Genomic DNA, 296 nt, shown 5'->3' on the forward strand with positions numbered 1-296 from the left:
ATAAGACTACAGTTTCTTCTGTACAGCCAAATGTTACAAGTATAGTATGGTGTACTAGTGGCTGTGGTACGGGACAAACTGCAGCAAATTGTGTTCCAACTGGTGGAAAGTGTTTCTCTAATATTGGTACTCTTTGTTAATTGAATTAACAAAGCAATATTATTGTTACATATTTTGTGAAGAGCTTATATTAGAGAAAGGATGGTTGATATGAAAAACAACTTATTTGATCTGGATGTGCAAGTTAATAAGACTACAGTTTCTTCTGTACAGCCAAATGTTACAAGTATAGTATG

1 protein-coding gene is annotated in these 296 nt (G+C 33.4%); it reads left to right on the forward strand.

What is annotated here, in order from left to right; all coding sequences use genetic code 11:
* Nucleotides 1-210 precede the first annotated feature (210 nt).
* A partial coding sequence (locus C162_RS37745) for an FDLD family class I lanthipeptide (RefSeq protein ID WP_442792487.1) occupies nucleotides 211-296 on the forward strand: 86 nt, incomplete at its 3' end.

It is taken from the genome of Paenibacillus sp. FSL R7-269 (genome assembly GCF_000517865.1).
Classification (GTDB): Bacteria; Bacillota; Bacilli; order Paenibacillales; family Paenibacillaceae; genus Paenibacillus_AQ.